The organism is Pseudomonas sp. MWU16-30317, from assembly GCF_020515695.1.
Taxonomy (GTDB): domain Bacteria; phylum Pseudomonadota; class Gammaproteobacteria; order Pseudomonadales; family Pseudomonadaceae; genus Aquipseudomonas.
Window position 1 is genome coordinate 126,352 of record NZ_JAIWJA010000006.1, and the last position, 26,974, is coordinate 153,325.

The window sequence follows — 26,974 nt, forward strand, 5'->3', positions numbered from 1 at the left end:
TTCGACCCCGAGCCATGCTCAATACGCTGCGCAAGATCGTCCAGGAAGTCAACTCCGCCAAGGATCTCAAGACGGCGTTGGGGATCATTGTGCTGCGCGTCCGGGAAGCCATGGGCAGCCAGGTGTGCTCGGTCTATCTGCTCGACCCTGAGACCAACCGTTTCGTGCTGATGGCCACCGAAGGCCTCAACAAACGTTCCATCGGCAAAGTCAGCATGGCCCCTAATGAAGGTCTGGTGGGCCTGGTGGGCACCCGCGAAGAACCCCTGAACCTCGAGAACGCCGCCGATCACCCGCGTTATCGCTACTTCGCCGAGACCGGTGAAGAGCGCTTCGCGTCGTTCCTGGGCGCACCGATCATCCACCACCGTCGGGTGGTCGGCGTGGTGGTGATCCAGCAGAAGGAACGCCGCCAGTTCGACGAGGGTGAAGAAGCCTTCCTGGTCACCATGAGCGCACAGCTCGCCGGCGTCATCGCCCATGCCGAGGCAACGGGCTCGATTCGCGGCCTGGGCCGTCAAGGCAAGGGCATCCAGGAAGCACGTTTCGTCGGCGTACCGGGTTCGCCGGGTGCTGCGGTCGGTACCGCCGTGGTCATGTTGCCGCCGGCGGATCTCGATGTGGTGCCGGACAAGGTAGTCACCGACATCAAGGCCGAGCTGGGCTTGTTCCAGAATGCGTTGGAGGGCGTACGCGGTGACATGCGCACCCTTTCGGCGAAATTGGCCACACAATTGCGCCCGGAAGAGCGGGCGTTGTTCGATGTCTACCTGATGATGCTCGACGATGCTTCACTGGGCAGTGAAGTCACCAATATCATCAAGACCGGGCAATGGGCGCAGGGCGCGTTACGCAATGTCGTGGCCGAGCACGTCGCTCGCTTCGAGTTGATGGACGACGCCTATCTGCGCGAGCGCGCTTCCGACGTCAAGGACCTGGGCCGGCGCCTGCTGGCCTATCTGCAGGAAGCCCGCTCGCAGACCATGGTGTATCCGGACAACACCATCCTGATCAGCGAAGAGCTGTCGCCGGCCATGCTTGGCGAGGTGCCCGAGGGCAAGCTGGTGGGCCTGGTCTCGGTGCTCGGCTCCGGCAACTCCCACGTGGCGATCCTGGCGCGTGCCATGGGCATCCCCACGGTGATGGGCGTGGTCGATCTGCCGTACTCCAAGGTCGACGGCATCCGCATGATCCTCGACGGCTATCACGGCGAGGTGTTCACCAACCCCAGCGAGATCCTGATCAAGCAGTACAGTGCGGTCATGGAGGAAGAGCGCGAGCTCTCCAAAGGCCTCGATGCGCTGCGCGAGCTGCCGTGCGTGACGCTCGACGGGCATCGCATGCCGTTGCTGGTCAACACCGGCCTGCTGGCCGATGTGGCGCGGGCGCAGGAACGTGGCGCCGAAGGCGTAGGCCTGTATCGCACTGAAGTCCCGTTCATGATCAACCAGCGGTTCCCCAGCGAAAAGGAACAGTTAGCCATTTACCGCGAGCAACTGGCGGCTTTCCATCCGCTGCCGGTGACCATGCGCAGCCTCGACATCGGTGGTGACAAATCGCTGTCGTACTTCCCGATCAAGGAAGACAACCCGTTTCTGGGCTGGCGTGGCATCCGCGTGACCCTCGACCACCCGGAGATCTTCCTGGTGCAGTGCCGGGCCATGCTCAAGGCCAGCGAGGGCTTGAACAACCTGCGCATCCTGCTGCCGATGATCTCGGGCACGCACGAACTCGAAGAGGCGCTGCATCTGATCCACCGCGCCTGGGGCGAGGTGCGCGACGAAGGCACCGACGTGCCGATGCCGCCCGTGGGCGTGATGGTGGAGATTCCGGCGGCGGTCTATCAGGCGCGCGAGCTGGCGCGTCAGGTGGACTTCCTGTCCGTGGGTTCGAACGACCTGACCCAGTACCTGCTGGCGGTCGACCGCAACAACCCGCGGGTGGCCGACCTGTATGATTACCTGCACCCGGCGGTGCTGATGGCCTTGCAGCATGTGGTCAACGAAGCTCATGCCGAGGGCAAGCCGGTGAGCATTTGTGGCGAGATGGCCGGTGATCCGGCGGCGGCGGTGCTGTTGATGGCGATGGGGTACGACAGTCTGTCGATGAACGCCACCAACTTGCCGAAAGTGAAGTGGATGTTGCGTCAGGTCAGCATGAGCAAGTCCAAGGAATTGCTTGCGCAGTTGATGAAAATCGACAACCCGCAAGTTATCCACAGCTCATTGCAGCTGGCGCTGAAGAATCAGGGCTTGTCGCGGATGATCAACCCGGCCGCGCCGAAGACGCTTTGAATGTCAGCGTTTTGCTGATGCTACTGGCCTCTTCGCGAGCAAGCTTTGCTCCCACAGTGGTGAGTCGTACTGTGGGAGCAAGGCTTGCCCGCGAGAGTCCTTGGAGGACGCCTCAATCCTCCAGGGCCACCTCGCCCAGATGCCCGCCATAGGGCCCATAACTGCGCTCGACAATCCGCCGTCCGCCATCCGCCCGCAGTTTCACCAGCGTACTGGCCCGCGTGCCATAGCTCGGGCTGGCAATAAACACGCTCGACAGCAGCCTTTCCGTCGCCAGCCCCACGCCGGTGTCTGGCAAATCGGCATCGGTGGCCGGTTCCGGATCGTTGAGCACGCCAAGTAATTTGTCCTCCATGGCATCATCCAATTCAACGGCCAAGGCCTCACGAGCCTTGATCAGCTTGGGCCAAGGCGAATTCAGCGCGGCATTCGACAACCCATACACCCCAGCCGCAAGCGCAACCGGCTCGCCTTCGCGCGCATTGAAATACATCAGGCGCGGCAACTGCCCGGGCGTTACCGTGCCCAATAGCAGATTGAACCCGGCGTACTCCGCCGAACGACCACGAACCTCGCGCAAATAGTCATCCAGATCGATTCCGCTGGTCAGAAACCGCGCAACCAGGTCACCCCGCGAACGGTGCCCCGTCGGTTGATCAGGATCACGGATATTGGTCAGCGCCGCAAAACGTCCGCCGGGTCCGAGGCCCAGCCAGGTACCACCCGCCTCCAGATCGCGCCCGGCAAGCACGTGCGGCGCATCCTCCCAGGCGGCCAGCGGCAGGGTCGGGCGGGCATAGAATTCATCCCGGTTGGCCGCCAGCAGCAGCGGCACGTCGTGCTCGGGGCGCCAGGCGAAAACGATCAGGCACATGGGCGGGTTTCCTTGTCTTTGTCGCTACTGTACCCACGCCGCCCAGCACTATCCATCCTCATTGGCTGGAGCCGCAGGGGCTGTTTCCGCTACCATGCCGGTCCTGATTCGACAGCGCATGGCCGCAGGCCTGGTTAGTCGGCGCGTTCAGGCCTCTGTCACGGGCCTCGGCGTCCGTGTCACAAAATTTCATCATTTCCGGGTGGTCAGTGCCTCGACCCTCCGGGCATAGTTCCCGTTTTATCAAGGCGCAGCCCCAGTTGGCGCGGCCTTGAACCCACAGCTTTATCGAGGAGTCGCAATGCTGGCTTATCCGCAGATCGATCCCGTCGCCCTGGCGATCGGTCCCCTGAAAATCCACTGGTACGGTCTGATGTACCTGATCGGCATCGGCGGCGCATGGCTGCTGGCGCTGAGCCGCATGCAGCGCTTCGACCCGACCTGGACCAAAGAAAAACTCTCGGACATGATCTTCTGGGTGGCCATGGGCGTGATAGTCGGCGGCAGGCTGGGCTACGTCTTGTTCTACGATCTGGACGTCTACCTGGCCAATCCATTGCTGATTTTCGAAGTCTGGAAAGGCGGCATGGCGTTCCACGGCGGCTTGCTGGGCGTAATGATCGCGACCTGGTGGTTCGGCAAGCGCAATGGCAAGTCGTTCTTCCAACTGATGGACTTTATTGCGCCGATGGTGCCGATCGGCCTGGGCGCCGGACGTATCGGCAACTTCATCAATGCCGAGCTGTGGGGCAAGCCGACCGATCTGCCGTGGGCCATGGTGTTCCCGCCGTTCAGCGATCCGGCGCAATTGCCGCGCCACCCGTCCCAGCTGTATCAGTTCGCACTGGAAGGCGTGGCGTTGTTCGCTATCCTTTGGCTTTATTCGCGCAAGCCGCGCCCGACCATGGCCGTGTCCGGCATGTTCGCGCTGTTCTATGGCATCTTCCGCTTTTTGGTGGAATTCGTGCGGGTGCCGGACGCGCAGCTGGGCTATCTGGCCTGGGGCTGGGTCACCATGGGGCAGGTCTTGTGTGTACCGATGATCATCGGTGGCCTGGCGCTGATCTGGCTGGCCTATCACCGCAAGCCGGCAGAGCAGAGCGCCGCACTTTAATACTCGTCAGGCAGGGTTCGGCCCTGCCGGCATCGATGCAGGTAAGTCATGAAGCAATATCTCGATCTGGTCGCCGACGTCATCAAGCGTGGCTCCCTTCAGTCCAACCGTACCGGGGTGAAGACCATCAGCCTGCCGGGCGCCATGCTGCGTTTCGACCTGCAGGAAGGCTTTCCGGCAATCACCACGCGCAAGCTGGCGTTCAAGTCGGCCATCGGCGAGATGGTCGGCTTTTTGCGCGGGGTCAACAACGCCGCCGAGTTCCGCGCCTTGGGTTGCAAGGTCTGGGACCAGAATGCCAACGAGAACCAGCAGTGGCTCGACAACCCGTTCCGCAAGGGCGCCGACGACCTGGGTGAAATCTACGGCGTGCAATGGCGCCAGTGGCCGGCCTACAAGCGTATTGCGCTGAGCAATCCGGCGGCCATCGAATTGGCGCTCGGCCAGGGCTACACGCAGTTGGCCCAGGCCGAGGAAGACGGTGAGGCCTACGTGGTGCTGTACAAGGCCATCGATCAGATTCGCCAGTGCGTCGATACCATCATCAAGGATCCGGGCAGCCGGCGTATCCTGTTCCACGGCTGGAACTGCGCGCAGCTGGACGAGATGGCGTTGCCGCCGTGTCATCTGCTGTATCAGTTCCACCCCAATGCCGAGACGCGGGAAATCTCCCTGACCCTGTACATCCGCTCCAACGACCTGGGCCTGGGCACGCCATTCAACCTCACCGAAGGCGCGGCGTTGCTGTCGCTGATCGGCCGCCTGACCGGTTACACACCGCGCTGGTTCACCTATTTCATCGGCGATGCGCACGTCTATGAAAACCACCTGAGCATGCTCACCGAGCAACTCGACCGCGAACCCCTGCCAGCGCCCAGGTTGGTGATCTCCGATCGCGTCCCGGAATTCGCCAAGACCGGCCTGTACCAGCCGGAGTGGCTGGAGCTGATCGAGCCGAGCGATTTTTCGCTGGAAGGGTATGAGCACCACCCGCCGATGACGGCGCCGATGGCGGTTTAGTTCCTGGTAAGGATTTTTCCGGGCTACACAGAACCTCCACTGAGACTGACTTCACGGGCCGCTCTCAATGCCCGTGACTGCGTCCCACATGTGAATGCTCTGCCTCCGGCACGGTGACCGCGCCGGTCACTTCCAGGCGCTGGAGGATGCCGCATGGGTCGTGATCAGCCTCGCTGCCGCAGCGCTGGCGTAGCTCCACAAGCTGCTGTTGCAGGGCCATGAGGCCTTCGATGCGGGCGCTGACGTGCTGGATGTGGTCGTCGATCAGGTGGTTGACGCTTTCGCAGCGGTCTTGAGGGCTGTCGCGCAAGTTGAGCAGGCTGCGGATTTCCTCGAGGGTCATGTCGAGGATGCGGCAGTTGCGGATGAACGTCAGGCGCTCGACGTGGGCCTGGGTGTATACCCGATAGTTGCCGTCGCTGCGGGCGGGCTCGGGCAACAGGCCTTCGCGTTCGTAATAGCGGATGGTTTCTACCGGGCAGTCGGTGGCCTTGGCCAGTTCGCCGATTTTCATCTCATGTCCCTCGATCTGCAAAAGTCTCTTGACCCTATAGTCGCTACAGGGTGTTCACTTGGCAACAAGCATTTCAGAGACCGGACCCATGAGCCGTCAGCACAGCGACCATCCTAACGAGCACGAGCACGAGCACGAGCACGAGCATTCTCATGACCATAATGAGCACGCCTCGGCGCCTGCAGCTTCCTGCTGCGAGCAAAAAACTGCGCCGTTCGTATCCCTCAAGCCCGTCGTGCGCGAGGCTGGCCATGCCAGCCATGCCAGCCATGCCAGCCATGCCAGCCACGCTGGCCATGATTGCAGCACTCATGGCCATGGCCACGATCACGCCCCGGCTCCCGCGCAGGTCCAGCTCAGCGACGCCACCAGCCCCGACGCCCAGCTCAGCCAGTTCCGCATCGCCGAGATGGACTGCCCGACCGAGCAAACCCTGATCCATAACCGTCTGGGCAAGCTCGACGGTATCGAACAGCTGGATTTCAACCTGATCAACCGCGTGCTTGGCGTTCGCCATACGCTGGGCAGCACCGAGCCCATCATCCAGGCGATCGCCTCGCTGGGCATGAGTGCCGAGCCGCTGAGCGTCGACGCGCAAGGCAAACCCGTGGAAACGCTGCCGCCCGCCAACAAGCCGTGGTGGCCGTTGGCGTTGTCCGGCGTCGCGGCGTTTGGCGCCGAAGTGCTGCATTTCTCGGGGGCAGCGCCCACCTGGGTCATTGCTATTGTTGCACTGGTGGCGATCTTCAGCGGTGGTCTGAGCACCTATAAAAAGGGCTGGATTGCGCTCAAGAACTTCAACCTCAATATCAATGCCTTGATGAGCATCGCGGTCACCGGCGCGGTATTGATCGGGCAATGGCCGGAAGCGGCGATGGTGATGTTCCTGTTCACCGTGGCCGAGTTGATCGAGGCCAAGTCGCTGGACCGGGCCCGCAACGCCATTGGCGGGCTGATGCAGTTGACGCCAGAGACCGCCACCGTGCAGCAGGCCGATGGCGCGTGGCTGGACCAACCGGCCAGCGCGATCGCCTTGGGTGCGCTGGTGCGGGTCAAGCCCGGCGAGCGCATCGCCCTCGATGGCACCGTGCGCACCGGGCAATCGAGCGTCGACCAGTCGCCTATTACCGGCGAAAGCCTGCCGGTGGAAAAGACCACCGGCGACAAACTGTTCGCCGGCACCATCAACCAGGCCGGCTCGCTGGAGTATGAAGTCACCGCTGCAGCTGGCGATTCCACCTTGGCGCGCATCATTCATGCGGTCGAGCAGGCTCAGGGCGCCAAGGCGCCCACGCAACGTTTCGTCGACAGTTTCTCGCGCATCTACACCCCGGCGGTGTTCATTCTGGCGGTGCTGGTGGCGGTGGTGCCGCCGCTGTTGATGGCCGCGCCCTGGTTCGACTGGCTGTACCGGGCGCTGGTATTGCTGGTCGTGGCCTGCCCCTGCGCGCTGGTGATCTCCACCCCGGTGACCATCGTCAGCGGCCTGGCCGCCGCGGCGCGCAAGGGCATCCTCGTAAAGGGCGGGGTCTACCTCGAAGGCGGTCATCGCCTGCAAGTGCTGGCGCTGGACAAGACCGGCACGCTGACCCACGGCAAACCGGTGCAGACCGACATGCAACTGCTGGTTTCTGCTGTCGCCGATGCGCCCCTGATCGCTGCCAGCCTGGCGCGGCGTTCGGACCACCCGGTGTCGCTGGCCATCGCCCGCGAGGCGCAGAGCCAATCGGCGCAATGGCTGGACGTGCAAACGTTCACGGCATTGCCGGGGCGTGGCGTGAAAGGCGAGGTCAACGGCCAGCTGTATCATCTGGGCAACCACCGTTTGGTGGAAGACCTCGGCCTGTGTTCGACCGAGCTGGAGGCCAAGCTGGACGTGCTGGAGCGTCAAGGCAAAAGCGTTATTGTGCTGTGTGACAGCCAGCGGCCGTTGGTGCTGTTCGCCGTGGCCGATACCGTCAAGGACAGCAGCCGCGAAGCCATCGAGCAGTTGCACGCCTTGGGTATCAAGACCCTGATGCTCACTGGCGACAATAGCCACACTGCCGCCGCGATCGCCCGCGAGGTCGGCATTGACGAGGCCCGTGGCGACCTGCTGCCCGAGGACAAGCTGCAGGTCATCGAGAGTTTGAGCGGCGAAGGTCGCCAGGTCGGCATGGTCGGTGACGGCATCAACGATGCCCCCGCCCTGGCGCGCGCCGACATCGGGTTCGCCATGGCGGCAGCCGGTACGGATACCGCCATCGAAACTGCGGATGTCGCGCTGATGGACGACGATCTGCGCAAGATTCCGGCGTTTATCCGCCTCTCGCGCCAGACCCGCAGCGTGCTGGTGCAGAACATCGTGCTGGCGCTGGTGATCAAGGCAGTGTTCCTGGTGATCACTTTCGCCGGCATGGCCACGTTGTGGATGGCCGTGTTCGCCGACATGGGGGTCAGCTTGCTGGTGGTATTCAACGGGCTGCGCCTGCTGCGGCGGTAGTTATAATTTCGGGGGCCAGCCCCCTCGCTACAATTACCAACCCTGTAGTGAGGGGGCTTGCCCCCGAAAATAACCGCGCTGTAGGAACGTTCCTACTGTTAGGCCGACCTTCTCAGACTTCCCCTACGCCCCTGTCAGACTTGCCCGCTATTCCCCTCCCACCCCGATCGAGATAATCACCCCCGCCACTGAGCGAGTTCATCCGGCTTGCCCAAGGGCGGCGTTGTCGAGCCTTGCTGTTCGGAGCACTGCTCGAACGCGTCTGCCGTCTCGGCGGCAATTCCTATCAATAACAATAAATCGAGGTATCGCCATGTCTACACAAGCCCAGCTGGAAATCGCCAACGCTCCCCAGGAAATGACGCTCGAAGACACTCACGAAGTACGCGGTGCCGGTATTTTCGCCGACATCGGCGGGGTGATCGATGCGGCCATTCCGGTGATTGCTGCCGTGGTTGCCAAAGTAAGCTGATGCCTGCGGCCTGCAAGGGCTCAAGGATGTAAAGGGGGGAGTGGCGCCGCTCCCCTCTGCGGGCTGCATGAAGGTATGACGCGATGTTGGAACTCGGAAAGGTTGCTCTGCGGGCGCCCGTTCGGACCTTGGTGTTCGGCTGGTTGATCTGCCTGTTTTTTTTCATGCTGGTCGCGTTGTTGGTCGCCGGCGAGTATGCCCGCAAGGAAGAAGTACAGGGCCGGGTACTGACCCGCGATGTGGTGCGCATCGCCAGTGAAGGCAACGCTCACGTACAGGAAGTGCTGGTGGTGGCCGGGCAATCGGTGCGCAAGGACCAGCCGCTGCTGAGGATTCGCCCTCAGGAGCCAGAAAATTTCAGTGATGGCAGTGGCCAGACCACTGCCACCCAAAGTGCCGAGCGACTGGACAGCCTGCTCGCCGACACTCACAGCGATGAAGCCCAGGCACACGACGTGTACCGCACGCAGCGTGAATCCTTGAGCCTGCAGATCGACCAGTTACAGGCCGATCTGGATCTCAACGCCCGGATCGAACAATCGATCCAGCGCCGCGTCGCCATCGCCGCCGGTCTGCAGCAGCGCCATGAGCGTCTGGCCCGCGAGGGTGCGGTGTCCGAAGCGGCCCTCAACGAGGCCATCGTGCGCCACGAAACCGCTCAGCAGAATCTCGCCAGCAACCAACAGGGGCGAGCGGCGGCGCGCCAGCGGCTGCTCGAATTGCAGCAGCGCGGCAGCGACGCCGAACATCAGTTGACCTTGCGCCTCAGCGACATCGCCCGCCAGCGTCACGAACTGCTCGAACGCCGCGAAACCCTGCGCAAGCACCAGCAGTATGTATTGCTGTCACCGGTAGATGGCGTGGTCGATGGGGTCTCGGTATTCGCCGGCGGTCGGGCCCAGGCCGGTCAACCGATGCTGTTGCTGCGCATCGACCAGCCCGAGCGGGCGATGCCCACCGTGATGCTTGATGTCAGCCCCTCCAGCATCGGTTTCGCCAGCCCTGGCACGCCGGTGATCGTGCGCATCGACGCCTATCCCTATGAGCGTTATGGCGTGGTCAAGGGCCGCATCGTCCGCAGTACCGCGAGCACTTACCGCGATGTGCCGCTGGGCGCTTCGGCCGACACACCGACGGAGGGCGCAGTGTATCTGGTGGAAGTGGCGCTGGATTTCAGCGATCCCCGCACGCGCATTCGTGAACACTGGCTCAAGGACGGCATGACCCTGCGCGGCTCGTTGCGTCTCGAATCGCTAAGCCTCATGGAGTGGCTGTTCCTGCCCGTACTCAAAGGCAGCCAGCGTAACCCCGACTATCTCCCGGCGCTGATGCCGAATGCTGCGGGGCAGGCGACATGATCGATGCAACGCTGAGCCGCGTCCGCCGCGCCTTGGGCAAATCCGTACCGGTGATCCTTCAGGACGAGATGTCCGAATGCGGCATGGCGGCCATCGCCATGATCGCCGGGTATCACGGTCATGTCCTCAGTCTGCGCCAGATGCGCCACCGCTGCAGCGTCGCCCGCGATGGCATGTCGCTGTTTCAGATCATCAAGGTCAGCGAAACCCTGGGGTTCGCCTGCCGGCCGCTGAAGGTCATGCTCGACGGCCTGCGCCAGGTGCGTACGCCGTCCATTCTGTTCTGGAACAAGATGCACTTCGTGGTGCTGGAAGCGGTCGAGCGCCGCGGCCTGCGCATCATCGACCCGGCACTGGGTCGGCGCTTTTACACCTGGGAGGAGGCGCTGCCGTTGTTCAGTGGCGTGGCCCTTGAGCTGGTACCGGGCCTGCACTTTACCCTCCAGCGCAGTATGCCGGCGCGCCAGGCCCTGAGCTTCACCCAGGTGCTGTCGCGCAATCCCTGGCTGCTGCGCTACCTGATCCCCATGGGGTTGCTGGCCATCGTCATGTACCTGGGGGCCATTGCCGCGCCCAAGCTGTTTTCCTTGACCATCGATGAGGTCGTCGCCAAGAACGACGAGGACTTCCTCTACCTGATCCTCTACGTGTTCGGCGCCATCTTCCTGTTCAAGACCATCGCCGCCTGGCTGCGCACCTGGCTCGACGCACAATTGCGCATTGCATTGAGCCAGGACCTGGGCATCGGCGTGATGGCCTGGTTGCTGCGCTTGCCGGTCGGTTGGTTCGAGCGCCGCGCGCCGGGGGATATTCTACGGCGCACACAAGCCACCGATCGTGCCTACACGCAGTTCACCGCAGGCTGGATGGACATGACCATCGACGCGGTATTCGGCCTCGCCTTCCTGTGCCTGATGGCGCTGATCAACCTGCCCCTGGCGGGCCTGTCACTGGTGTTGTGCCTGCTGTTCTTCGGCTTTCGGCTGTTGACCCTGCCGATCATGGAGCGCACCCACAAGGTCGCCATCGAGGCCGAAACCGCCCGCAACGTCAGCCTGCTTGGCACCGTCAACGCCATTGAGTCGATGAAGCTCTACCACTACGAGGCCGCCAAACTGGCGCGCTGGAGCAATCAGCACGTCGACACCGAAGTGGCCCGCGCCAAGGTGCAACGCCTGCAATCGATGAATGGGGTGGTGCATGAAGGGCTGTCCCATGGGCATTCCCTGCTGGTCAGCGCCCTGGGGGCCTTTGCGGTATTGCAGGGCAACAACAGCATCGGCGATCTGTTTGCCTTCGTGCTCTACAAGGACATGTTCATGGGCTGCATGCTCAACCTGCTGGATCGCTATGCCAGCCTGCGCCTGGTGCAGGTGGAACTGCGCCGCGTCGAAGACATCATCGACGAGCCGGCCGAATGGGCTGAAACCGAGACCTACCTCGCCCGCGCCGACGAGCAGCACGCCCCGTTGCTGTCGCTGCAGGTGCGGGGCGGCCTGTTTCGCTACAGCAGCTTCGAGCGGCCGGTGTTCATGGACGTCGATCTGCGTTTGACGGCGGGCAGCAAGGTGGCGATCTTCGGGCCGTCGGGCTGCGGCAAGAGCACCCTGCTCAAGGTGCTGGCGGGATTCTATCGGCTCGAGGCCGGGCAGTTCGAGGTCAACGGCGTCGAGCTGCAACGGTTCGGCTTGCAGCGCTATCGGCAAAACCTCGCTTACGTGACCGCCCACGACGAGATCATTGCCGGCAGCGTGATGGACAACATCACTCTGGATGCCGAGCGCGGTGATGGCATCTGGCTGCAGACGTGCATCGAGCAGGCGGGCCTGCTGGCTGCGGTGCAGGGGCTGGCCAATGGCTTTAACACCTTGCTGGGGCCGACCGGCGTGCAGTTGTCGACCGGGCAGAAGCAACGGCTGTTGATCGCCCGCGCGCTGTACCGACGCCCGCAAGTGCTGCTGCTCGACGAGCCCACTTCCCATCTGGATGCCGAGGCCCGGGACGTGATCATCGCCACCCTCGGGCTGCTGTCGATGCTCTGTGTGGTGGTCACCCATGATCGACACGTCGCCCAGGCCTGCGATGTGGTCCTGCAGATGCGCCAGGGGCGCTTGCTGCCGATGCCGGCTGGAGGTTTGGATGACTGATCGAAGCAGCACGCGAGTGCGCTATTGGATGCTGTGCATGATCTGCAAGGCGCGGCTGGGTCAGTGGCTGATCAAGGGGCTCGCACTGATGTCGCGCGTCGTGCCCATGGGCCGCCTGTTTATCGGCTTGCCGAAGGTGCTGAGGCGCTTGCCGTCCGGGTGTCGAGGGCGTGACTACAGCTTGTGTCGGCAGAACCTGACCGCGCTCGGGTATGAATCGACCTTGGCCAAGAAGCTCAGTTGCCGCTTTGGCGTATTGCAATGGCAGCGCGCCCTGCACGAGCAGCTCTATCCGCGCCAGCGGCCTTTCGACCTGCGTGCCTGGATTGCCGACATCCCGTGGGTCGATCCGCAGCGTTTGGCAGAGGTCGAGCGGCCCACGCTCTATCTGCTGACCCACACGGGGGAGTACTGGATGGCGGTCGCCAGCCTGATGGCGCGGCAGGTGCGGCCGACCCGTTTCGTCATCCCGATCTGGAATTTCTCCGACCCCTTTACCCGTCATTCCCTGCAGCAGCTTGAAGGGCTGGGGCACTGGGTCGACGTGCTGGATGTCGCCGATCCGGGCACGGCGCTGAGCATGGCGCGGGCGTTGAAGCGTGGCGACAGCGTGGTGGTGTTCTGCGACCTGCCGGTGAGTCTGGGGGCGCTGCGTTTCGGCGAGCCGCTGCCGGGGCACCTGTTCCATCGCCCGGCGCAGTTTGTCAAAGGGCCGCTGTTTCTGGCCGCGAAACTGGGCTGTGACGCCTTGCTCATTGGCCATCAGGCGCAGTTGGGCGGCAAAGGCCGGGTACAAGTGCTGGAGCGGATAGCGGCGGCGCCGCTGCCCGCCATGCAAGCGCAGTGGATGGCCGCGCTGGATCGCTTTTTGGCGGCCGCGCCGGAGCAATGGTTCTACCTGCCCAGGCTCGAGGCGTTCTATCACCGGCAGCGGTCGACGGCCAAGCGGCGGCCCGCAGTGGCCCAGCCAGGGGCGTTGCGGTGAGCGGCTGGGGCGCTGCGGGTTTGCTGGCATGTATGGCCCTGAGTGCCTGTTCGTTTATCCCGACCTATGTGCGCCCAGCGGCGCCGGTGCCTGCCCAGTGGCGCGATCAGGCTGTCGAACAGGCCGTCACGCCCTTGCCCGCGTGGGAGCAGGTATTCAATGACCCACAGTTGCGCGAGCTGATCGGTCAGGCGCTGGAGCACAATCGGGATCTGCGCATCGCCGTGCAGCGTATCGACGAAGCGCGGGCGGTGTTTGGCGTGGCGCGTGCCGATCTGTTCCCCACCTTGGGTGTTCAGGGGGCGACCCAGCGTCAGCAGCTGTCGGCACTGGATTCACCCACCGGTGAGCGGGTGATCGGCGAGCAGGGGCGCTTTCGCCTGGGCGTGGGCATTACGGCCTACGAGGTCGACCTGTGGGGGCGCGTGCAGGCCTTGCGCGACAGTGCCGGCCAGCAATTGCTGGCCAGCGAGGAGAATGCCCGGGCGGTGCAGATCAGCTTGGTGGGTGAGGTCGCGGCTACCTATTACGAGGCTCTGACCTACCTCGGCCTGCAGACGCAGCACGGCGATCTGCTCAGCGCTGGCGAGCGTTCGTTGCAACTCATCGAAAAACGCCACGGGCAGGGCCTGGCCAGCGAACTGGAAGTGCGTCAGGCGCGCTCGCTGGTGTTGGGCCTGGCAGCCGAGCAGGCGAGCGCCGAGCGTGGCTACGAGCTGGCGCTCAATCGCCTGGAGCTGCTGACGGGCACCGATTTGCAAGCATCGCGATTGCAAGTGGCGGCGCTCGAGGTGGACCAGCCGGTAGCGCCGGTCGCCGCCGGGCTGACGTCGACGCTGCTGACGCGCCGCCCTGATATCCGCGCCGCCGAAGCCCGGCTCAAGTCCTTCAATGCCAACATCGGTGTGGCACGGGCGGCCTATCTGCCGCGGATCTCGCTGACCGGCGTGCTGGGTTTCAGCAGCCCGCAACTCAATCGGTTGTTTCGCGGTGGCGCGCGGGCGTGGTCGTTTTCACCGGAGGTGACGGTGCCACTGTTCGATCTGGGGCGGCGCGAGTCCAATCTGGCCTTGGCCCGGGCGCAGCGGGATATCGCCGTGTCGCAGTATGAGCGCGCGATTCAGCAGGCGTTCCGCGAGGTGGCGGATGCGCTGGGGGCGCGGGGGCCGTTGCAGCGCGAACTGGCAACCCAGCGGCTGCGAGTCGCCAATGAAGCGCGGCGCGTAGAGTTGGCGACCCTGCTGTACGAGGAGGGGTTGGACAGTTATCTGGAGGTGCTGGATGCGCAACGCAGCCTGAGCGCCGCGCAGCAGGGGTTGGTTCGCACGCGGCTGGCAGGGTTGACCAATGCGGTGTCGCTGTACAAGGCGCTGGGCGGTGGGTGGTCAGCGATATAAGGGGGCTGGTTTCAAGCGCGAGCCTCTTCATCGCCGAACGCGCAAGCCCGCACGGCGGCGAAGCAGACCACACTGACTACAAATGCTGCAGCAGAGTCTCCAGCGCCTCCAACCGCTCCCCATCACTGAGCCGAGCCCGAGGATTGAGCGACGACCATTGCGGATGCGCCCGAGCCTTGTTCAACGATTCCGGCAATTTACCCTCACGCCACTGCGTCTGTTCGGCGGGCAGGCTCACTTCGATACGTTCGAGGGCCGCATGGCCGCGACGCGTCAGCACAGCCAGAAGCTGCTGCTGACGCAGGGCGAGCAAGCGCAACACGTTGTCGTCCACGGTCAGTTCGCGCTGCCCCTTGAGCTTGCCCATCAGTCGTGTGCCATAACCGCGCATGGTTTGCAGCGCGCCGCCTGCCACCGCGCCGGCGATGGTTGCCAGGCCCAGCGTCAGGCCACCCACCAGCAGATCGATGCCCGCCCCGGCGGCTGCCCCGGCCGCAACACCGCTGCCCAGTTGGATCCCCAGTCGCTTGAGGGTTTGCGGGTTGAACAAATCGTCGCCCCAGCGTCCGTCGGTCAACGGCAAATCAGCGCTGGTGGCGTCGTCCAGCCTGAAGGCATACAGCGCCAGCAACTGCGCCACGCAGCGTTGTTCACGTTGGCGCACGGCCTGACGCAGCGCCTCGATGGCCGCCGGGCCTTGCTCCTGGGTGGCACTGCGTCGGCAGGCGGCGCAGTCGATCAGCAGTTCGGCGATCAAGCGCGTGGCACTGGCCTGCCGGGCCACGCGTTGTGCCTGCTGATCGTCGATCAGCCGTTGCAGGGCCGGGCGCGAGTGCTCCAGCAGCAGCGCCAGGCTTTCATACAAACGCCGCTCGCCGTCTTCCGGTGGCGCCACACTGTCGAAACGCACCAACGCGTGCAAGCCAAGGCGGGCCAAGGCCTCGCGCCAATCGGCTTCGCGATGGTCCGCCGCGCTGACGAAATTGAGCACCGGCAACAGCGGCTTGCCGCAGCCTGCCAGCACCTGTAATTCGTCGCGGTATTTGGCCAGCACCGGCTCGCGGGCGTCGATCACGTACAGGCCGGCGTCCGAGGCCAGCAACTGGCGCAACACCTTGGCTTCTTGCTCGAATCGCTGGCGCGCCTCGCTGCCTTGCAAAAAGCGCTCGGTGCGCGCGGGGCCATCCAGGCGTTCGCCTGGGCGGTCGAGGCGTTCGAGGTAGTCGAGCAGGGCGATGGCATCTTCCAGCCCCGGCGTATCGTACAGCTCCAGCAGCGCTTCGCCGTCCACCGACAGGCGTGCGCCCTCGACATGGCGGGTGGTGCTGGGGCGATGGGAGACTTCGCCGAAGCCGACATCGCGGGTGAGGGTGCGCAGCAGCGAGGTCTTGCCGACGTTGGTGTGGCCGACCACGGCGAGGCGCAGGGGTCTTGGTGCTCGATCAGTCATCGCCGTGCTCCAGCCAGGCCAGTGGTGGTTGTGGGCTGTGGGGAAGGTGCAGCGCATTCAGGGCGACGTGCCAATCATCCAGGCGTTCGGGGTCGAGTGTTTGCGCCATTGGTGCGGGCAGCAGCCAGACGCGTGTGGCTGCGGCGCAACGCGCCAGCTCGGCCACCAGTGCCAGGCTGCCGCGATCTGGCGAGCGGCGCGGGTCGCAGGCAATCAACAGGCGCGCAGGTGGGAAGCGGGTCAATTGATCGAGCAGGTGTTGACGCGATTCACGGCTGTCGAGGATGCCGGCGTCCTGCACCGTAGCGGGCAATACCGGCGGCCAGGGATGTTGATCGTCGAGCTCGATCGCCACGACCAGTGCGCCTTGGTTGCCGACTTGTCCGCTGGGCGCTTTAGCCTCGGGCCAGACGGCAGGCGCGGCGTCGCTGATCCCCAGGCGTTCACTGCTGGGCATCAATACCTCGCGCAGTCGTGCGTAACCGGGCAGGTCGAGGTCGACGCGCAACTGGCTGCAGCCGCGCCGCCAACGCCATAGGCACAGCCCCCACAGCAGCAGGCGCGGCAACACGCCGTAGACCACCAACACGCCCACTAGCCAGGCGGCCCAGGCTTGTCGGGTGGCTTCCAGATTGACCGCTGCATCGCCGCTGGCGCGGATCATGTCGGTATCAGGAACGTTGAAGCCCAGCAGCCCGGGCAGCGTGCCCACCGCCTGGGTCAGGGCCACGAAGGTATCGGCACTCAACAGGGTGGTTTCCCAGACGAAACCGTAGCGCCGCGTCGCCAGCAGCAACAGGGCGATGACCAGAGCGCTGAGCATGGCCAGCAGCCACAGGCCGTGGATCAATGTGCCCAGCAGCCAGCGATTGAGGCGATGGCGCTGCAGCAATAGCACCAGCGCCGGGCCCAGGTGCGCGGCCTTGGCATCGCGGGCGAGTTTGTCGCTGAGCCACAGCCACAGGCGGCCCAGGCTGGCGCCATGCTCGCCGCTGAGCAGCAAGCCCAGCACCCAGCTCAGCAGCAACAGCACGTTCAGGCCGAGCAGGCTGCCCAGGGCCCAGAACACGTTGACCGGGCGCAGGCCATCGCCCAGAGCGGTAAAGGCCAGGCCGGAGCCGCTGAGCAGAGCCATCACCGCCAGGGCGATCAGGGCCAGCCGTGCGCCTTGTTGCCAATGGCGCAGGGCCGTGTCGACGCCGTCACGTTGAGCCAAGCGAGTAGCGCGGTGCTCGATGCGGGTGGCCAGCGAGCCGCCGCCATGGCGGGCCAGGCGGTTGGCTTCGAGGTCTTCAAGGGGGCCGGCCTGCTCTTCGCGCAGACGGATGGCTTCGGTGAGCCAGGATGTTTCCAGCAGGGAGGGTTGGGTCACGCAAGGTTCCAGTACTGTTCGATCTGCCAAGAGCATACCCCAGCCGAGCTGATCCGGCGTCCTGGCTCTGCTATGCTCGCCGCCATGAAAACATCTCTCCCTCTCAGCCTGATCGCCGCGCTCGCGCAGAACCGCGTGATCGGCATCGACAACCGCATGCCCTGGCATCTGCCGGGGGATTTCAAATACTTCAAGGCCACCACCCTCGGCAAGCCGATCATCATGGGCCGCAAGACCTGGGATTCGCTGGGGCGGCCGTTGCCCGGACGCTTGAATCTGGTGGTCAGTCGTCAGACCGATCTGCAGCTCGAAGGTGCCGAGGTTTATCCGACGCTGGATGCCGCTATCGTGCGTGCCGAGGCCTGGGCACTGGAGCAGGGCAGCGACGAGGTGATGCTGATTGGGGGCGCGCAGCTGTATGAATCAGGCATGGCCCGCGCTGATCGCTTGTACCTGACCCGCGTGGCGCTGACGCCTGAAGGCGATGCCTGGTTTCCGGCGTTCGATGAGGCGCAGTGGAAGCGGGTGTCGACTGTCGAAAATCCGGCTGTCGACGACAAGCCGGCGTACGACTTTGAGGTGTGGGAGCGGGTTTGATTCCGGGGCCGACTCTAGGGCCTCTTCGCCAGCAAGCGGTGCTCCCGCAGGTGTACGACTCAGGGTCTGCTTGCAGTTCGGGAGCAGGGCTTGCCCGCGAAGAGGCCGGCCCTGCCCCCCACTTTCACTGAAAACTGAACGTCACCCCTGCGCCAACCGTGCATGCTCATCGGCCTGCATTACCGCCTGATCCGTCTGCTTGAGGATCTGGCTGGTGAGGGTCCCGGCGGTCATCGAGCCACTGACGTTCAACGCTGTACGGCCCATGTCGATCAACGGCTCGATCGAAATCAGCAGCGCCACCAGGGTCACCGGCAGGCCCATCGCCGGCAGCACGATCAGCGCCGCGAAGGTCGCACCGCCGCCAACACCTGCCACGCCCGCCGAACTCAGGGTGACGATGCCCACCAGCGTCACGATCCACAGCGGATCCAGCGGATTGATGCCCACCGTCGGCGCAACCATGACCGCCAGCATCGCCGGGTAAAGGCCCGCGCAACCGTTCTGGCCGATGGTCGCACCAAACGAAGCGGCGAAACTGGCGATCGATGACGGAATACCCAAACGCAGCGTTTGCGCCTCGATGCTCAGCGGGATGGTCGCGGCACTCGAGCGGCTGGTGAAGGCGAACGTCAGCACCGGCCAGACCTTGCGGAAAAACCGCAGCGGATTGACGCCGGCCAGCGCCAGCAACAGGCCGTGCACGCCGAACATCAGCGCCAGGCCGATGTAGGACACCACCACGAAGCTGCCCAGTTTGATGATGTCCTGCAGGTTCGAGCCGGCTACCACCTTGGTCATCAGGGCCAGCACGCCGTAGGGGGTCAGTTTCATGACCAGGCGTACCAGGCGCATGACCCAGGCCTGCAGCACGTCGATGGCCGCCAGCGCGCGATTGCCTTTTTCGGCGTCGTCCTTGAGCAGTTGCAAGGCGGCGACGCCGAGGAAGGCGGCAAAGATCACCACGCTGATGATGGACGTCGGCTTGGCGCGGGCCAGATCGGCCACCGGGTTCTGCGGAATGAACGACAGCAGCAACTGCGGCACGTTGATTTCGGCGACCTTGTCGACGTAGTTGTTCTGCAGCGCCTGCATGCGCGCCACTTCCTGGGTGCCGGCCACGAGGCCCTCGGCGGTCAGGCCGAACAGGTTGGTCAGCCCCACACCGATCAGCGCTGCGATCAGGGTAGTGAACAACAGCGTGCCGATGGTCAGAAAGCTGATCTTGCCCAGAGACGAGGCGTTATGCAGGCGCGCCACGGCGCTGAGAATGGACGCGAAGATCAGCGGCATGACGATCATTTGCAGCAGCTGTACGTAGCCATTGCCCACCAGATCGAGCCAGCCGATGGTGCTTTTCAGTACAGGGCTGTTGTCGCCGTAGATAGCATGCAGCGCGCCACCGAACACCACGCCGAGAATCAGCGCCACCAGGACCTTTTTGGCCAGGCTCCAATCGGTGCGGCGGGTTTGCAGCAGGCCCAGCAGCAGGGCTGCGAATACCAGCAGGTTGAAGAACAAGGGCAGATTCATGATGGCTCCAAGGGGATGGTCAAGCGCCTCTGCGGGCGCTCTGGCTAGCGGGAAATGCTAACAGAGTCGGGGAGCGGGGTCAGGAATCGGATTTGGCGGTGCCACGAAGATACCCAACACCAACCCCCAGACATGAAAATGCCCCGACCTGCGGGGCATTTTCCACACCTTCAGCGCTTACAAACCGTCAAGCATCGCCTTGTTGCGTACTGCACCCTTGTCGGCGCTGGTAGCCAGCAGGGCATAGGCCTTGAGGGCGGTGGTGACTTTGCGCGGACGCTTCTCCACCGGCTTCCAGCCCTTTTTGTCCTGCTCGACCCGGCGCGCGGCCAGTTCTTCGTCGCTGATCAACAGGTTGATCGAACGATTCGGGATGTCGATCAGCACCTTGTCGCCGTCCTGCACCAGGCCGATGGCACCGCCCGCTGCGGCTTCCGGCGAGGCATGGCCGATGGACAGGCCCGAGGTCCCGCCCGAGAAACGTCCGTCGGTCAGCAAGGCGCAGGCTTTGCCCAGGCCCTTGGACTTCAGGTACGACGTTGGGTAAAGCATTTCCTGCATGCCCGGGCCGCCTTTCGGGCCTTCGTAGCGAATGATGACGATGTCACCGGCCTTCACTTCGTCGGCCAGAATGCCGCGCACGGCGCTGTCCTGGCTTTCGAAGATCTTGGCGTTGCCTTCGAATACGTGGATCGACTCGTCGACGCCCGCGGTTTTGACCACGCAGCCATCCAGCGCGATGTTGCCGTACAGCACGGCCAGGCCGCCTTCTTGCGAATAGGCGTGCTCGACGCTGCGGATGCAGCCGTTTTCACGGTCGTCGTCCAGGGTGTCCCAGCGGGTCGACTGGCTGAACGCCGTCTGGGTCGGGATGCCTGCCGGGCCAGCCTTGAAGAAGTGGTGCACGGCTTCATCGTCGGTCTGGGTGATGTCCCATTTGGCGATGGCTTCTTCCATGCTGCGGCTGTGCACGGTCGGCAGGTCGGTGTGCAGCAGGCCGCCACGGGCCAGCGAGCCGAGGATCGAGAAGATCCCGCCGGCGCGGTGCACGTCTTCCATGTGGTACTTCTGGATGTTCGGCGCCACCTTGCACAGTTGCGGCACGCCGCGGGACAGACGGTCGATGTCGCGCAGGTCGAAGTCGATCTCGGCTTCCTGGGCGGCAGCGAGCAAGTGCAGGATGGTGTTGGTCGAGCCGCCCATGGCGATGTCCAGCGTCATGGCGTTCTCGAACGCCTTGAAGTTGGCGATATTGCGCGGCAGCACCGATTCGTCGTTTTCGGTGTAGTAACGCTTGCACAGCTCGACGATGGTACGGCCGGCCTGCAGGAACAGCTGTTCGCGGTCGCTGTGGGTGGCCAGCGTCGAGCCGTTGCCCGGCAGTGCCAGGCCCAGCGCTTCGACCAGGCAGTTCATCGAGTTGGCGGTGAACATGCCGGAGCACGAACCGCAGGTCGGGCACGCACTGCGCTCGTACTCGGCGACTTTTTCGTCGGAGGCGGTGGAGTCGGCGGCGATGACCATGGCGTCGACCAGGTCCAGGCCGTGGCTGGCAAGCTTGGTCTTGCCGGCTTCCATCGGGCCGCCGGAGACGAAGATCACCGGGACGTTCAGGCGCAGAGCGGCCATCAGCATGCCGGGGGTGATCTTGTCGCAGTTGGAGATGCACACAATGGCGTCGGCGCAGTGGGCGTTGACCATGTATTCGACGGAATCGGCGATGATCTCGCGGCTCGGCAGCGAATAGAGCATGCCGTCATGGCCCATGGCGATGCCGTCGTCGACCGCGATGGTGTTGAATTCCTTGGCCACACCGCCGGCGCGTTCGATCTCGCGAGCCACCAGTTGGCCGAGGTCCTTAAGGTGCACGTGGCCGGGCACGAACTGGGTAAACGAGTTGGCGATGGCGATGATCGGTTTTTTGAAATCGTCGTCCTTCATTCCGGTAGCGCGCCACAGGGCACGGGCGCCGGCCATGTTGCGGCCGTGGGTGGAGGTCTTGGAACGATAGTCAGGCATGGGGCACTCCGGTCGGCTAATCAGGTATGAACAAGGGAGTGAGCTTCTCTTGGTCCTTGATCGCCTGGCAGATGGCCACGATCCGGATGAGGCCGGTGACACTGCGGGATCGCCGCGTGCTCGGCCAGAGCTCATAAACCCGCCGGGGGATGATTGGCGATGAATAGCTCGATTCTACACCGCTGGCCGCGGGAAGGAACGCTCCCGTCGCCGTCTCTCATGGCAGCTCCCGATTGGCAGGTACATTCGCCAACACATCGCGCAATACCTTTGCGGTTGGTGATGCCCGCTATCTCCCCTAATATTCCGCCGCCGCATGTGCGGTTCAAGAGCCAACAGCACCCATGGACCTTCCCAGTTTTAGTTCGCCCAGAACCAAGACACCGACCGCCCCCGCGGCAGGTTTGCCTGTGAGCTGACCCGGCTTTGCCGTGCCTCTCCAGGCTGCCGCGGGCGCTTGGAGACACAACAATGATCAATGCCCTCAACTTTACCCAACTGCTGCGCACCGCCCTGCAAGACGAGAAATATTCCCGCCCCAAGGAGGTCGCTGGCCAACTGCTGTCCGCCGATATCGCTCGCTATCTCGACCAGCTCGAGGTCGAGCAGATCCTGCCGATCCTCCAGCAATTGCCACTCGAAAAGCGTGCCGAAGCCTTCGGTTACTTCCCGCTGGAACGCCAGTTCGAACTCACCCAGGACATGCCTCGCGCGGCCTTGGCCGCCCTGATCGGCGCCATGTCGGCAGATGAGCGTGCCGATTTGTACAACCGCTTCGATTTGCCACGCCGCGCAACGCTGCTGCCGGCCCTGGCCCAGGCAGAGCGCGACGACCTGTGCCGGCTGGCCAGTTATCCACAGGGCAGCGCTGGCGCAGTGATGACCAGCGAGTACTCCACCGTGGCGGCCCACCTGACGGCCGCCCAAGCCATCGAGGCCCTGCGCCGCGAAGCGGCCGACGCCGAGACCATCTATCAGACTTATGTGCTGGACGCCGAGCGCCGCCTGCTCGGCACCCTGTCATTGCGTGAGCTGGTGCTCGCGACGCCAGACAGGGCCGTGATGCAACTGATGAACACCGAGATCATCAGCGCTCAGGTCAACGTCACCCAGGAGGAAGTGGCACGGCTGATCAACCAGTACGACCTGCTGGCGTTACCCATCGTCAACTCGCAGCGGCAACTGGTCGGTATCGTCACCTGCGACGACGCCATGGACGTGGTGGTCGAGGAGGCCACCGAAGACTTCCACAAAGGCGCCCTGATCGGCACCCACATCGGCAACATGAAAAATGCCACGGTCAGCCTGCTCTACCGCAAACGCGTGCTGTGGTTGGTGCTGCTGGTGTTCGGCAACCTGTTCTCGGGGGCGGGCATCGCCGCGTTCGAGGATGTGATCGCGTCGAACATTGCGTTGGTGTTCTTCCTGCCATTGCTGGTGGACAGCGGTGGCAACGCCGGGGCGCAGTCGGCAACCTTGATGGTGCGGGCGCTGGCTACCGGGGAAGTGCTGATGCGTGACTGGGCGCGCCTGCTGTGGCGCGAATGTGCCGTGGCCCTGGGGTTGGGCGTGACCATGGCCGTGGCGGTGGCTTCGCTGGGTATTCTGCGCGGTGGGGTAGACATCGCTGTGATTGTGGCCAGCAGCATGATGATCATTGTGCTGCTGGGGAGTTTGATTGGCATGAGCCTGCCGTTTTTGCTCAGCCGACTGCGGTTGGATCCGGCCACGGCGAGCGGGCCGTTGATTACTTCGATCGCGGATGCGGCGGGGGTGCTGGTTTATTTTGGGATTGCTTCGTACGTGTTGGAGCTTTGAGGCTTTGATCTCACAGCAAGGGGGCTGTGTGGTGATTAGCGAGCGCGACGGCCCCCGCGACAAATCTCTTTTACATGTTACTGTCAGTTCCAGGGAAGTAGTTCCTGACGTGTAGTTCCAATGCATTTGTCTTAAGATCGACGCGTCATCTCAAGTTATCTGAATTCAGTCTGGCTGCTTAAGTAAAAGTCTATCAACGAATATCGCTGCCTACTCTCAGGTGTATTCGTGACTTTTAGTTTGTCTGGATTTTATGGGTTTTTCGGATTTGAATTTAGCTGACGAAATAAATTGAATAAATATTGTTAGTGGCCATTGGACTCGTCCCTCCGACATCTATTTGTCGTGGTTCGATATACCGATCTAAAGGGATTTATTGCCGGATAAAAGGAAAAGGCTATGAGCGATAACAAACCGCCACCGATCTATCTTGATAATACTCATATCACTGGTAAACCAGATAATCCGTCACCCAATGGCAAGCCCGGAGGGGCCAGCGGCAGCTGGACCATAGGATTCGGTTCTGGGGGTGGCAGTGGTTTCTTCAGCGGCGGGTTCGGAGGTTCCAGCAGCAAGAAAGCGAAGCGACGAGCAAGGGCCAGGAAGCGGGCTGCGGCCCAGCAACGTGCAGAGGCCGCGCGAGCTCTAGCGCAAGCGCAGGCAGAAGCCCAGGCAAAAGCACAGGCCGAGGCCGAGGCGCAAGCGCAGGCAGAGCGAGAGGCCGCTCACAGAGAGCTTATTCAGACGCTGAGTCAAAAATATTCTCTGAAAAGAGGCGAGCTGGACCAGGTATACGCATCCAGATTGTCAACATTGACTCAATTGCTTACCTCAGAGATGCTCGCTGAGAAGAAGCCGCCTAACTCTCCTGGCGTTGAGCGTTGGCAGCTCTATCTGATTTCGAAGGAGAAAATCGAGATCGATAGGTTGACTACCCGCAAGCATGGGGAATTGCAGATCAGGAGCATGCAAGCTCTTTCATTTAATGGTCGCGATCCATTTGCATTGGATGTTGAGGCCTATCGGGATGCGCTTGCGCTGTCGAGCAACAATAATGCAGAGCTGGCACATGATGCTCATAGTAAATGGGAGGCTGCGTATGTGTCTGCCCACGAAGCTAAATTGCTTTCTGAGTCTGTTGGGATACTGGCTGAAAAGAATCAGAAGCTGTCAGCGTATTATATTGAACAAGAGAAACTTTGGCGCGAAAGAGAAGTTCGATTCCAGAAGCAGCTTGAGTATGCTGAGCAGCGTGAAGAACAAGCGCAATATAAACTTCGCGTTGACGAGTCATCACGCCGCGATTTAGTCACAGCATCCAACACGCTAAGTGCGTCTAGCGCCTCAATGGCCGCCGGCGCTGTGGTATGGGGAAGGGGCGGTACGCTCGTGGCTGAGGGGGTTGCGGCCGCGTTAGAAAAGTCGATCGTCGGCGGGCTTCAGGAACTCGCGCGAATTGTGGCCCTCCGCGCAGGCCAGACTTTAACTATCACATTGTCTTCATTGTTGTATTCCGAGCCGCTCGGAAACGCAGAACTTACCGCAGAGCAGCGTCGTCGCTTGTTTCAGGGTGTAAGTGTGGACGCTAACGCCATTGGGGTTTCCCCCGACGTAGATCTGCCTGCCATCGCGGTAGCGGGAGGTACGGCTGAACTGGCCGCGAGGATTAAACCGGTACCTGTTGCACGAGGCATTGAGCTAAGAGGCGTTACTACCGGCGGCGCAGTATCGGCCAACGTTCCGGTGATCAGTGCTATTTTCGAACCCTTGAGCGGTACCTATCAAGCGCAAATTTCGGGTGCGTTGCCAAAACATCTTGTGATTGGTGGAGCGGGTCCTGCACCCACCCCAATGGGACCAGCTGGTTTGTTTAACAGTGAACCGCAGATCAGTGAACTCCCTACCGGCGTTGACGCCGGTATCAACGATTGCATCGTTTGCTTTCCTGCCGAGTCTGGTTTGGCACCCCGGTATTTCTCATTTGGGAACCAGACACCGGGCACAGGGATTGTCGTCGGCAGCGGTGAGGTTGCGACGGCTGATTGGTGGAAGCAGGCAACCCAGGGGCGGGGCGTGGCCATCGCGGCGCAGATCGGGGAGCGCGTCCGATATCGTGAATTCAGCTCAGTTGAAGCGTTCGATAAAACGGCTTGGCGTGCCCTCGCGGAGGATCCGGTACTCGGCAAGCAGTACGACGATATCAACCGCAAGCGCATGGCACGAGGGTTTGCCCCCTATGCCCCGAAAGCGAGTTGGGCAGGCGAGCGCAGAGTGTTCGAGATTCGTAATAAAGAAGCGGCTAATGACGCCGCTCACTTGTTCGATCTCGATCGACTGAGTATCGCCCGACCCAATAGTGACTACGGCGTAAACCGCGTCACGCCAACCTATCTGCCTTGGCCTGTATCGGGCGGCAGCACGTGGACGCCTCTGTTGCCGCCTGGCAGTGAATCCTTGGGCCCGACTGACCTGCCGGCTGCACCGGAAAAACCTGTGGTCTATCCCGGCGGGCCGACAGAGCAAGTGGGACCAAAGGATGAAACACTTCCGATTGCGGATCCGGACGATATTAATGCGAGTATTCCGGGTTATGGTGATGACGATGAACTGCCGTCACCGGGGTTGATCATTGCAGGGCCGCCGGTCGAGCCGTTGGAGGTGGGGGCCTATAATGACCTGAGTAAACGGAGCGTGCGGGATGGGCTGGATATTGATCATATTGTTTCTAGGGCGGCACTCAAAAAACATATTTTAAGGAATCTAGAGGATGAGATTTCTCCACGCGAAATATTTCGTATGTTAGACCGAGCGCCTAGTCTCGCGATACCGACATCGGTACATCGGAAATATAGTGAAACCTATGGGGGAAGGAATACACAGGCGAAACAAGATCTCGATGCATCCGATTTGAGGGCGGCAGTTGATAGTAACTTTAATTCGTTGAGGCACGGATTGCTAGAGGAGGGATTCACAGATGCTGCAATTGAGTCCGCTCGTGACAGCCTTCACAAATCTCATACTGATCAAGGGTGGTATAAATGACCGCAGTTAAAATTGAGGCTTGGATAGCTTGTCTAGGACAGACATATGAGGAGTTGTTGAAGAAGTCGTTACTTCCGGATGAGGATTTCATCGAGTTGTTTCCGGGGGATGATAGTTTATACTTGGAACCATTGGTGGGTGTTGCGATGAGTTTCTGGGCAAAAACAGAGCGACTCGAAACAATTTTTGTTACGTTAAAAGAATCGATGCCCGGTATTCCTATATATACCGGCGATTTACCAGCCCTGTATTCGTCATGCATGAATCAGGCGGATGTACGCGCGCGCTTTGGTACGCCGTTGGAATCCTCCGGTCCAATTCGTATGCCTGAGCCGATGGGCTGGACTGGAGGATGGGACACCTTTGATCTAGAGCCAGAAAATTATCCGAATATGAAGGTTAAATTTCAGTATCTGGCGTCCATGGATTTAAAATGCATTGTATTCACTCTCGTCGATAAAGGTCGAGAGTAATCGGCGCCTTGCA

At 62.4% G+C, this 26,974-nt stretch carries 19 protein-coding genes; 13 read left to right on the top strand and 6 right to left on the bottom strand.

Features of this window, described 5'->3' with window-relative positions:
- The first annotated feature begins 14 nt into the window (after positions 1 to 14).
- Positions 15 to 2,294, top strand: a complete 2,280-nt coding sequence (ptsP, locus tag LIX93_RS18155; protein WP_226505436.1) for a phosphoenolpyruvate--protein phosphotransferase — start codon at positions 15 to 17, stop codon at positions 2,292 to 2,294.
- Between the two features lie 112 nt (positions 2,295 to 2,406).
- On the opposite strand, the gene LIX93_RS18160 is transcribed toward ptsP, so the two are convergent.
- Complete coding sequence (locus tag LIX93_RS18160; RefSeq protein ID WP_226505437.1) at positions 2,407 to 3,168, bottom strand: NRDE family protein; 762 nt, start codon at positions 3,166 to 3,168, stop codon at positions 2,407 to 2,409.
- 301 nt (positions 3,169 to 3,469) lie between these two features.
- Between LIX93_RS18160 and lgt the strand changes: the two genes are divergently transcribed.
- Positions 3,470 to 4,282 (top strand): prolipoprotein diacylglyceryl transferase, encoded by an 813-nt coding sequence (gene lgt / locus LIX93_RS18165; protein WP_226505438.1) that lies wholly within the window; start codon positions 3,470 to 3,472, stop codon positions 4,280 to 4,282.
- A 48-nt stretch (positions 4,283 to 4,330) separates the two neighbouring features.
- Complete coding sequence (locus LIX93_RS18170; RefSeq protein ID WP_226505439.1) at positions 4,331 to 5,302, top strand: thymidylate synthase; 972 nt, start codon at positions 4,331 to 4,333, stop codon at positions 5,300 to 5,302.
- Between the two features lie 64 nt (positions 5,303 to 5,366).
- Here LIX93_RS18170 and cadR read toward each other — a convergent pair whose 3' ends face one another.
- Positions 5,367 to 5,816: a Cd(II)/Pb(II)-responsive transcriptional regulator gene (gene cadR / locus LIX93_RS18175; RefSeq protein ID WP_226505440.1), complete on the bottom strand. Its 450-nt coding sequence runs from the start codon at positions 5,814 to 5,816 to the stop codon at positions 5,367 to 5,369.
- Between the two features lie 88 nt (positions 5,817 to 5,904).
- Between cadR and LIX93_RS18180 the strand changes: the two genes are divergently transcribed.
- The 6 genes from LIX93_RS18180 to LIX93_RS18205 all read left to right on the top strand — a co-directional run bounded on the left by LIX93_RS18180 (position 5,905) and on the right by LIX93_RS18205 (position 14,657).
- Positions 5,905 to 8,298: a heavy metal translocating P-type ATPase gene (locus LIX93_RS18180; RefSeq protein ID WP_226505441.1), complete on the top strand. Its 2,394-nt coding sequence runs from the start codon at positions 5,905 to 5,907 to the stop codon at positions 8,296 to 8,298.
- 313 nt (positions 8,299 to 8,611) lie between these two features.
- A complete protein-coding gene (locus LIX93_RS18185; RefSeq protein ID WP_226505442.1) occupies positions 8,612 to 8,770 on the top strand; it encodes a hypothetical protein in 159 nt (52 codons plus the stop codon).
- An 83-nt stretch (positions 8,771 to 8,853) separates the two neighbouring features.
- A complete protein-coding gene (locus LIX93_RS18190; RefSeq protein WP_226505443.1) occupies positions 8,854 to 10,128 on the top strand; it encodes an HlyD family efflux transporter periplasmic adaptor subunit in 1,275 nt (424 codons plus the stop codon).
- Complete coding sequence (locus LIX93_RS18195; RefSeq protein WP_226505444.1) at positions 10,125 to 12,275, top strand: peptidase domain-containing ABC transporter; 2,151 nt, start codon at positions 10,125 to 10,127, stop codon at positions 12,273 to 12,275. The genes LIX93_RS18190 and LIX93_RS18195 overlap by 4 nt, the downstream gene beginning before the upstream one ends.
- Positions 12,268 to 13,260, top strand: a complete 993-nt coding sequence (locus LIX93_RS18200) for a hypothetical protein (protein WP_226505445.1) — start codon at positions 12,268 to 12,270, stop codon at positions 13,258 to 13,260. The genes LIX93_RS18195 and LIX93_RS18200 overlap by 8 nt, the downstream gene beginning before the upstream one ends.
- Positions 13,257 to 14,657, top strand: coding sequence for an efflux transporter outer membrane subunit (locus LIX93_RS18205; RefSeq protein WP_226505446.1), 1,401 nt, complete (start codon positions 13,257 to 13,259; stop codon positions 14,655 to 14,657). Before LIX93_RS18200 ends, LIX93_RS18205 begins: the two co-directional genes overlap by 4 nt.
- A 76-nt stretch (positions 14,658 to 14,733) precedes the next feature.
- Here LIX93_RS18205 and LIX93_RS18210 read toward each other — a convergent pair whose 3' ends face one another.
- Together LIX93_RS18210 and LIX93_RS18215 are read right to left on the bottom strand one after the other, a co-directional pair.
- On the bottom strand, positions 14,734 to 16,107 hold the full coding sequence (locus tag LIX93_RS18210) for a DUF3482 domain-containing protein (RefSeq protein ID WP_226505447.1): 1,374 nt from the start codon (positions 16,105 to 16,107) through the stop codon (positions 14,734 to 14,736).
- Positions 16,100 to 17,491 carry a DUF2868 domain-containing protein gene (locus LIX93_RS18215; protein ID WP_226505655.1) on the bottom strand — a complete coding sequence of 464 codons (1,392 nt, stop codon included), beginning with the start codon at positions 17,489 to 17,491 and terminating at the stop codon, positions 16,100 to 16,102. The genes LIX93_RS18210 and LIX93_RS18215 overlap by 8 nt, the downstream gene beginning before the upstream one ends.
- Before the next feature lie 72 nt (positions 17,492 to 17,563).
- On the opposite strand from LIX93_RS18215, the gene LIX93_RS18220 reads away from it, so the two are divergent.
- On the top strand, positions 17,564 to 18,076 hold the full coding sequence (locus tag LIX93_RS18220; RefSeq protein ID WP_226505448.1) for a dihydrofolate reductase: 513 nt from the start codon (positions 17,564 to 17,566) through the stop codon (positions 18,074 to 18,076).
- A gap of 141 nt (positions 18,077 to 18,217) precedes the next feature.
- Here the strand turns inward: LIX93_RS18220 and LIX93_RS18225 are convergent, their stop codons facing one another.
- The gene (locus LIX93_RS18225) at positions 18,218 to 19,609 is read right to left on the bottom strand and encodes an L-cystine transporter (RefSeq protein WP_226505449.1); all 1,392 of its coding nucleotides are present in this window, start codon (positions 19,607 to 19,609) and stop codon (positions 18,218 to 18,220) included.
- Between the two features lie 177 nt (positions 19,610 to 19,786).
- Positions 19,787 to 21,628, bottom strand: coding sequence for a dihydroxy-acid dehydratase (gene ilvD / locus LIX93_RS18230; protein ID WP_226505450.1), 1,842 nt, complete (start codon positions 21,626 to 21,628; stop codon positions 19,787 to 19,789).
- 471 nt (positions 21,629 to 22,099) lie between these two features.
- Between ilvD and mgtE the strand changes: the two genes are divergently transcribed.
- The 3 genes from mgtE (at position 22,100) to LIX93_RS18245 (ending at position 26,961) form a co-directional block, all read left to right on the top strand.
- Complete coding sequence (gene mgtE, locus LIX93_RS18235; protein ID WP_226505451.1) at positions 22,100 to 23,446, top strand: magnesium transporter; 1,347 nt, start codon at positions 22,100 to 22,102, stop codon at positions 23,444 to 23,446.
- Positions 23,447 to 23,845: 399 nt separating this feature from the next.
- Positions 23,846 to 26,488 carry an S-type pyocin domain-containing protein gene (locus LIX93_RS18240; protein WP_226505452.1) on the top strand — a complete coding sequence of 881 codons (2,643 nt, stop codon included), beginning with the start codon at positions 23,846 to 23,848 and terminating at the stop codon, positions 26,486 to 26,488.
- The gene (locus LIX93_RS18245) at positions 26,485 to 26,961 is read left to right on the top strand and encodes a DUF6392 family protein (RefSeq protein WP_226505453.1); all 477 of its coding nucleotides are present in this window, start codon (positions 26,485 to 26,487) and stop codon (positions 26,959 to 26,961) included. The genes LIX93_RS18240 and LIX93_RS18245 overlap by 4 nt, the downstream gene beginning before the upstream one ends.
- Positions 26,962 to 26,974 lie beyond the last annotated feature (13 nt).

Coding starts and splice junctions, on each gene's coding strand:
- ptsP (WP_226505436.1), top strand. CDS start 15: ATGCTCAATACGCTGCGCAAGATCGTCCAGGAAGTCAACTCCGCCAAG.
- LIX93_RS18160 (WP_226505437.1), bottom strand. CDS start 3,168: ATGTGCCTGATCGTTTTCGCCTGGCGCCCCGAGCACGACGTGCCGCTG.
- lgt (WP_226505438.1), top strand. CDS start 3,470: ATGCTGGCTTATCCGCAGATCGATCCCGTCGCCCTGGCGATCGGTCCC.
- LIX93_RS18170 (WP_226505439.1), top strand. CDS start 4,331: ATGAAGCAATATCTCGATCTGGTCGCCGACGTCATCAAGCGTGGCTCC.
- cadR (WP_226505440.1), bottom strand. CDS start 5,816: ATGAAAATCGGCGAACTGGCCAAGGCCACCGACTGCCCGGTAGAAACC.
- LIX93_RS18180 (WP_226505441.1), top strand. CDS start 5,905: ATGAGCCGTCAGCACAGCGACCATCCTAACGAGCACGAGCACGAGCAC.
- LIX93_RS18185 (WP_226505442.1), top strand. CDS start 8,612: ATGTCTACACAAGCCCAGCTGGAAATCGCCAACGCTCCCCAGGAAATG.
- LIX93_RS18190 (WP_226505443.1), top strand. CDS start 8,854: ATGTTGGAACTCGGAAAGGTTGCTCTGCGGGCGCCCGTTCGGACCTTG.
- LIX93_RS18195 (WP_226505444.1), top strand. CDS start 10,125: ATGATCGATGCAACGCTGAGCCGCGTCCGCCGCGCCTTGGGCAAATCC.
- LIX93_RS18200 (WP_226505445.1), top strand. CDS start 12,268: ATGACTGATCGAAGCAGCACGCGAGTGCGCTATTGGATGCTGTGCATG.
- LIX93_RS18210 (WP_226505447.1), bottom strand. CDS start 16,107: ATGACTGATCGAGCACCAAGACCCCTGCGCCTCGCCGTGGTCGGCCAC.
- LIX93_RS18220 (WP_226505448.1), top strand. CDS start 17,564: ATGAAAACATCTCTCCCTCTCAGCCTGATCGCCGCGCTCGCGCAGAAC.
- LIX93_RS18225 (WP_226505449.1), bottom strand. CDS start 19,609: ATGAATCTGCCCTTGTTCTTCAACCTGCTGGTATTCGCAGCCCTGCTG.
- ilvD (WP_226505450.1), bottom strand. CDS start 21,628: ATGCCTGACTATCGTTCCAAGACCTCCACCCACGGCCGCAACATGGCC.
- mgtE (WP_226505451.1), top strand. CDS start 22,100: ATGATCAATGCCCTCAACTTTACCCAACTGCTGCGCACCGCCCTGCAA.
- LIX93_RS18240 (WP_226505452.1), top strand. CDS start 23,846: ATGAGCGATAACAAACCGCCACCGATCTATCTTGATAATACTCATATC.
- LIX93_RS18245 (WP_226505453.1), top strand. CDS start 26,485: ATGACCGCAGTTAAAATTGAGGCTTGGATAGCTTGTCTAGGACAGACA.